The 6,865-nt window shown below is 59.8% G+C and carries 7 protein-coding genes; 4 read left to right on the top strand and 3 right to left on the bottom strand.

Annotated features, from left to right (window positions below; all coding sequences use genetic code 11):
- The first annotated feature begins 388 nt into the window (after positions 1 to 388).
- Together rhtA and BLT00_RS27390 are read left to right on the top strand one after the other, a co-directional pair.
- Entirely contained in the window at positions 389 to 1,279 is an 891-nt protein-coding gene (gene rhtA, locus BLT00_RS27395) for a threonine/homoserine exporter RhtA (protein WP_072348772.1), read from the top strand.
- A gap of 168 nt (positions 1,280 to 1,447) precedes the next feature.
- Positions 1,448 to 1,729: a hypothetical protein gene (locus BLT00_RS27390; RefSeq protein WP_014337379.1), complete on the top strand. Its 282-nt coding sequence runs from the start codon at positions 1,448 to 1,450 to the stop codon at positions 1,727 to 1,729.
- A gap of 6 nt (positions 1,730 to 1,735) precedes the next feature.
- Here BLT00_RS27390 and BLT00_RS27385 read toward each other — a convergent pair whose 3' ends face one another.
- A complete protein-coding gene (locus BLT00_RS27385) occupies positions 1,736 to 2,305 on the bottom strand; it encodes a TetR/AcrR family transcriptional regulator (protein ID WP_092147452.1) in 570 nt (189 codons plus the stop codon).
- 90 nt (positions 2,306 to 2,395) lie between these two features.
- Here BLT00_RS27385 and BLT00_RS27380 point away from each other — a divergent pair, with 90 nt between their 5' ends.
- Positions 2,396 to 3,124 carry an SDR family oxidoreductase gene (locus BLT00_RS27380; RefSeq protein WP_063325020.1) on the top strand — a complete coding sequence of 243 codons (729 nt, stop codon included), beginning with the start codon at positions 2,396 to 2,398 and terminating at the stop codon, positions 3,122 to 3,124.
- A gap of 32 nt (positions 3,125 to 3,156) precedes the next feature.
- Entirely contained in the window at positions 3,157 to 3,747 is a 591-nt protein-coding gene (locus tag BLT00_RS27375; RefSeq protein WP_092147449.1) for a 2-hydroxychromene-2-carboxylate isomerase, read from the top strand.
- A gap of 9 nt (positions 3,748 to 3,756) precedes the next feature.
- On the opposite strand, the gene BLT00_RS27370 is transcribed toward BLT00_RS27375, so the two are convergent.
- Positions 3,757 to 5,565: an aminopeptidase P family protein gene (locus BLT00_RS27370; RefSeq protein WP_092147446.1), complete on the bottom strand. Its 1,809-nt coding sequence runs from the start codon at positions 5,563 to 5,565 to the stop codon at positions 3,757 to 3,759.
- Positions 5,566 to 5,610: 45 nt separating this feature from the next.
- Positions 5,611 to 6,777, bottom strand: coding sequence for a cysteine desulfurase family protein (locus BLT00_RS27365; protein ID WP_092147443.1), 1,167 nt, complete (start codon positions 6,775 to 6,777; stop codon positions 5,611 to 5,613).
- Positions 6,778 to 6,865 lie beyond the last annotated feature (88 nt).

The following is a 6,865-nucleotide window of genomic DNA, read 5'->3' as shown; positions in this document are numbered from 1 at the left end:
CGATCTCTCGTTAGCGGGAGGCGAATTCTACAGCGTTACTCGCTGCTGTCAACACCTCTTTTTCACCGCTTTCGACCGAGAAGATCGAACCGCCGATAGAGCCAAACAACAGCGCTCCACCTGCTCCTTCCGGGCTTCGATGAACTGAAGCCCTGCACCTTCGAAACCTACTTAACTCATTGAATCTCAAGGAGTTTTCCGTTTCTACTGCGCCGGAAGTGGGGCGAATTATAGACTTCCAGAATCTGCCGTCAACCCTTAATTTGATTTTTCTATCTTTAGCCCGACATGACACTTAAATCTGCCCGGTATATAGACGGAATCGCTGCATATGCGCAATATACTGCTCAACATTGCCCCCCGCCTTTATTCTGGACGACACTTCGTAATGACACCCCCTCCACATCGCAGCCTGGCCGCCACCCTGTATCCGGTTGCCCTGCTATTAATAGCCATGGCCTCCATTCAATCGGGAGCCTCCCTCGCCAAAAGCATGTTCCCTGTAGTGGGCGCACAGGGCACAACAACGCTGCGACTCATTTTTGCCAGCCTCATCATGCTGTTATTGCTACGTCCCTGGCGCGCCAAGCTCACCGCCCAATCCCTGCGCACCGTGATCGTTTACGGGATGGCATTGGGCGGCATGAACTTTCTCTTCTATATGTCGGTTCGTACCGTTCCACTGGGCATTGCCGTAGCACTGGAGTTCACCGGCCCCCTGGCAGTCGCCATATACGCCTCACGCAGGGCAATCGATTTTCTCTGGATCGCCCTGGCAGTCGCTGGCCTGCTTCTGCTTATACCGACCGGTGCGACCAATGCCGGTATTGACCTGCTTGGAGCCGGCTACGCGCTGGGCGCAGGTGTTTGCTGGGCGTTGTACATCCTGTTTGGCCAGAAAGCCGGTGCGGACAATGGCGTACAAACCGCCGCTTTGGGGGTAATGATCGCCGCTCTGTTCGTCGCCCCGATTGGTATCGTGCACGCGGGTGCCGCACTGCTCACACCGAGCCTGATTCCAATCGCCATCGGCGTCGCCATCCTGTCTACGGCCCTGCCCTACACCCTGGAAATGATCTCCCTGACCCGGATGCCAGCCCGCACTTTCGGTACTCTGATGAGCGTCGAACCGGCAGTCGCGGCCCTGTCGGGTCTGGTCTTTCTGCAGGAGTACTTGTCCTTGGCCCAATGGCTCGCCATTACCTGCATCATCCTCGCGTCGGTCGGCGCAACGATGACCATGGGCAACACTGCGAAGCCTGCCGTCGCGGCAGATTGAAGCAGGATTTAACGAAGGTCTGGTATTTGCCCCGCATTTAGGCCATGTTTAGACCGGTAACCCAATGTCAGACATGGATTTTTTCATACAGGACGTCATGAACGCTTCAAGCAAGAGCGAACACAATCGTACGTGGACACAAGATCCACGACGATTATAAGGACGGGAATGAAACGAATTTTGATACTGATCGCCGTACTTGCAGTAGCGGGCTGTGCGGCAACATCGAAAACTGAAGTCAAGCGCGGCAAGAAAGGCCTGCACATCAACTGCTCCGGCTTGTCCTCATCCTGGGATCAGTGCGCCGCCAGCGCCGCCAATTCATGTGCTCCCAAGGGTTACAAGGTCATTGCCAAGTCCGGTGACGCCGTCGAGGAACCCGGGGATTATCCCTTCGGGCTCAACCCCGCTGGCTATACCAGCCGCAGCATGATCGTCATCTGTAAATAGGCCACGTCAGTCGAGCCCTTGCTCGGCCATTCGGCGCCTAATCTCCTCATGACTGGATTTGAGGACGTCACGCTGGACCTGCGGCGTGACCAGCATCCGCGCAACCACCAATGCTCCCACGCATTGAGACAGGATAGCCCAGGCCAGACTGTCGCTTCCCAATATCCGCGCCCAGCTTTCGTGCAAACGACAGATCCACGTTTGCGCCGCCTCCCTCACCTGGACATCCGATCGCGCTATCTCGGCACCCAGCACCGGTAACGCACACCCTGCTTCGGGCTGCTCAACGTGGCTCATGCTCAGGTACTGCTTGAGGCAGCGCTCCAGCTTCATTGAGTCCATCGCACCTTCGCCACTCAGACGATCCAGGCTTTGGGCCAATTCCCGCTCAACAATGGCCTTGAAAAGCTCATCCTTCGATGAGAAGTGGCTATAAAACGCACCGCCGCTCAATCCGATAGCTTTCATCAAACCATCGACACCGACCGTGGAGAAACCCGACTTCTTGGCAGAGACGGCACTGCTGGCGAGCAGTTTCTCGCGGGTTTCCATTTTGTGATTGGCTGAATATCGCACGGTTCCTGCCCCTGATTGCTCACCTTGACGCTTGCCGGATCTTAGCATAACGTCCGTTTAGTTAACGATCGTTTACCAATGAGGCTGACCATGAATAACAAGAAGGTCGTACTGGTTGTTGGCGCGGGCGATGCCACCGGCGGAGCGATTGCCAAACGCTTTGCGCAGGAAGGTTTTGTGGCCTGTGTTACCCGTCGCAGCGCCGACAAACTCGAACCCCTGGTGGATGGAATCCGCGCCCAAGGCGGCGAAGCCCACGGGTTTGCCTGCGATGCACGCAAAGAGGACGACGTGATCGCACTCATCGAGCAAATCGAGAACCAGATCGGCCCGATCGAAGCCTTTGTGTTCAACATCGGCGCCAATGTCCCCTGCAGCATCCTCGAAGAAACCGCACGCAAGTATTTCAAGATCTGGGAAATGGCCTGTTTCTCAGGCTTTCTCAATGCACGGGAAGTGGCCAAGCGCATGGTCAAGCGCCAGCGCGGGACAATTCTGTTTACCGGGGCAACGGCGGGATTGCGTGGCGCTTCGGGGTTTGCCGCATTCGCGGGCGCCAAGCATGGCATCCGGGCACTGGCCCAGAGCATGGCCCGTGAGCTGGGACCGATGAATATTCACGTGGCCCACGTGGTGGTGGACGGCGCCATCGACACTGACTTCATCCGCGATAATTTCCCGGAGAAATATGCCACCAAGGATCAGGACGGCATCCTGAACCCCGAACACATCGCCGACAACTACTGGTACCTGCACAGCCAACCCCGCGACGCCTGGACCTTCGAACTGGACCTGCGGCCCTGGAGCGAACGCTGGTAAACCTCCCCTCACACAACAAGAGAGCAGATCCCATGAGCAAATCGGTGGAGTTTTACTTCGATTTCGGCAGCCCGACCACGTACCTGGCCTACACCCAGTTGACGACACTGTGCGCGCAGACCAACAGCCAGCTGATCTATCGCCCGATGTTATTGGGTGGCGTCTTCAAGGCAACCGGCAATGCATCACCGGCGACAGTGCCGGCCAAGAACCCTTACCTGTTCAAGGATCTGAATCGCTTCGCCAAGCGCTATGGGGTCGCCTTCAAGTTCAATCCACACTTCCCCATCAATACACTGCAACTGATGCGCGCGGTGACTGGCATGCAATTGCGCCAACCTGAACGCTTCGAGGCCTTCGTCGATTGCCTGTTCCGCGCCTTTTGGGTGGACGCCCGCAACCTCAATGACCCCACGACCGTCGCAGCAGTCCTGAACGAAGGCGGTTTCGACGCCGACTATGTGCTGGCCCTGACGAACGACGAGCAGGTCAAGCAAGCACTCAAGAGCGCTACCGAAGAAGCTATCGGACGAGGCGTGTTCGGCGCCCCGAGCATGTTTGTCGGCAACGAGTTGTTCTTCGGCCAGGATCGGTTGGACTTCGTCCGTGAAGCCCTTGCCTGATCCTCTACTTCAAATTGCCATCGTTCGCGTGTTCAGCCATTGCAGTGCGTCACCGTCCAGCAACGGGCCCAAGCGACGCTGAACCTCGGCGTGGTAAGCGTTGAACCAGTCTTTTTCGTCCTGGGTCAGCAAAGAAGGTTCCAGGCAGCGGGTGTCAATCGGGCACAGGGTCAGGGTTTCGAACTCAAGGAACTCGCCGAACTCGCTGCTTCCGGCTTCACGGTTCAACACCAGGTTCTCGATACGCACACCCCAGCGACCGGGACGATAAGTGCCCGGCTCGATGGAGGTGATCATGCCAACCTGCATCGCCGTTTGCGGCGCGGCAGCGGCTTGATAGGCAATCACCTGCGGGCCTTCGTGGACATTGAGGAAATAGCCGACGCCATGACCGGTGCCGTGGCCGTAATCCACCTGCTCTGCCCAGATCGGTGCGCGCGCGATGGCATCCAGCAACGGCGAAAGAATGCCCCGTGGGAATTTGGCCCGGGACAGGGCAATCACGCCTTTGAGCACGCGCGTGCAATCTCGTTTCTGCTCGGCAGTGGGTGTGCCGACCGGCACCATGCGAGTGATGTCGGTGGTGCCCCCCAAGTACTGGCCGCCGGAATCGATCAGCAACAGGCCATCACCTTCGATGACCGCATGGGCTTCTTCCGTGGCGTGGTAATGAGGCATCGCGCCGTTGGCGTTAAAGGCGGCGATGGTGTTGAAACTCAGGGAGACGAAGTCCGGCCGGCGCGTGCGGGCGGCGGTCAGGTGCTCGTCGATGGTCAATTCGGTGATGCGCTCGCGCCCCCAGGCCCCTTCCAGCCAGGCGAAGAACTCACAGAGCGCCGCGCCATCCTGCTCCATGGCCCGACGGATGTGCTCGGCATCGGCCAGGCTTTTTCGGGACTTGGCCAGCGTCGTTGGGTTGAGACCTTCGACCAGCTTCACGCCGCTGCCCAGATTATCCAGCAAGCCGACCGTCACCCGCGCCGGATCGATCTGCAGGCTCGCACCGTCTGGCACTTCACGCAAAGCGGCGGCGGCTTCGCTGTAATCGCGCAGGGTCACGCCGTCCTGTTCAAGAACGGCACGCAGCGCTGCGTCAACCTTGTCCAGGGCCACGAACAGCGTCGCCTGTTGCTGGCCGATCAATGCGAAGGAAACGAACACCGGGTTGAACGACACATCCGCGCCGCGCAGGTTGAACAACCAGGCGATGTCATCCAGCGTGGCGATGAAATGCCAGTCGGCACCACGCTCCTTGAGGGATTCGCGCAGCTTAGTGAGTTTCTCGACCCGGCTGACGGTCGCCTGGGGCGGTAAATGGGCATAGACCGGCTGATCCGGCAAGCTTGGGCGATCGCTCCAGGCCTCCTTAAGCAGATCGATGTCGGTACGCAACCGCGCGCCGCGCTCCGCAAGTTTGCCACCCAGGGTTCGGGCCGATGCCACGGCCATGACCGCACCGTCGACGGCGACCACCCCACCCTCAGGCGTTTGTTCCGCCAGCCAGTCCAAGGGGCCGGGTTGGCCGGGAATGAGCTTGACCAGTTCGATACCACTGCCCTCCAGTTCCTTGGTGGCCTGCTCCCAATAACGGCTATCGGCCCAGACGCCAGCGAAACTGCCCGTCACGATCAAGGTACCCACCGAGCCATGGAAGCCCGACAACCATTGCCGCCCCTGCCAATAGCCCGGCAGATATTCGGACAGATGCGGGTCGGCCGATGGCACCAGAAGCGCATGAATGCCCTCTCGGCTCATCAGTTGGCGGATTTTGGCCAGGCGCTGGGGAACCAGTCCACGGGACAAAGGCTCGGTGCTCATTGTTTCTCCTGCTCATTGATATTGTTGTTCGATGCCGAAAACGGCTTATGGGGTCGTGGCCCAGAACGCCGGCGCAGTCGCGCACGCCGCCTGGATCAGCCGCACCGCCTCGTCGATATCCTGTTCAGTGGTAAAGCGGCCCAGGCTCAGGCGAATGGTTCGCCCGGCCGCGCGCGCATCGTGCCCCAGGGCCAGCAGCACGTGGGACGGGCTGTTCTGCGCCGAATTGCAGGCCGAGGTGGCGGAAAATGCAATCGATGCGCTCAACGCCGCCGGGTTGAACTCACCTTCGTTGAAGGTCAGGCTCAGCGTGTGGGGAATCCGGCGGCTCGCACTGCCGTTTATACGCACACCGGGCAAGGCCCGCAGCGGCTCAAGCAAACGATTGCGCAACCGGGCGATTTTAGCGAGTTCTTCCTCGAATGCCTCGGCCGCGAGTTCGAATGCGGCGCCCATGGCTGCGATCTGGTGGGTCGCCAGGGTCCCGGAGCGCAAACCACCTTCATGCCCACCGCCGTGAATCTGTGCCGACAGCCGTGGCCGGGCACGCTCGCCGACGTAGAGCGCACCGATGCCCTTGGGGCCGTAGATCTTGTGCGCGGAAAAAGACATCAGGTCCACCGGCCAACGAGACAGGTCGATCTGCACCTTCCCGGCGCCCTGGGCTGCGTCCACATGAAACAGCGCACCGTGCGCGCGAACGATCTCGCCGATGGCGATGACGTCGTTGACGGTGCCCAACTCGTTGTTCACCAGCATCAGCGACACCAGGAACGTGTCTTCGCGTAACGCCTCGCGAACCGCTTGCGGGCTGATCAGGCCCTCGGCGTCCGGCGCCAGCCAGGTCACCGCGACGCCGCTCTCTTCAAGCTGGCGCGCCGTATCGAGAATCGCCTTGTGTTCGATCAGACTGGTGATGATATGGCCGGCGGAACCACCGCGCGCCTGGGCCACCCCCTTGAGGGCCAGATTATTGGACTCGGTAGCGCCGGACGTCCAGACGATCTGTTCGGGCTGAGCCCCGACCAGTTGCGCCACCTGCTGGCGGGCACGCTCTACGGAGCGCCGAGCCTCCTGGCCGAAGGCATGGGAACTGGAAGCCGGGTTGCCAAAGTTGCCGTCAAAGCCCAGACACTCGACCATGACCCGGATGACCCGCTCATCCACCGGCGTGGTGGCGGCGTAGTCGAAATACAAAGGACGTTTATTCATAGGAAACTCGCAGAGCCTGCTCCGGGATCAGGCGCCCTCGTTGGGTTCGAGACTAGCAATACCTGATCAAAGACCTTAAAGAAGTCGG

This window comes from Pseudomonas sp. NFACC51 (assembly GCF_900103575.1).
Taxonomy (GTDB): Bacteria; Pseudomonadota; Gammaproteobacteria; order Pseudomonadales; family Pseudomonadaceae; genus Aquipseudomonas; species Aquipseudomonas fluorescens_Q.
This window is presented reverse-complemented; position numbering and strand designations above follow the sequence as displayed.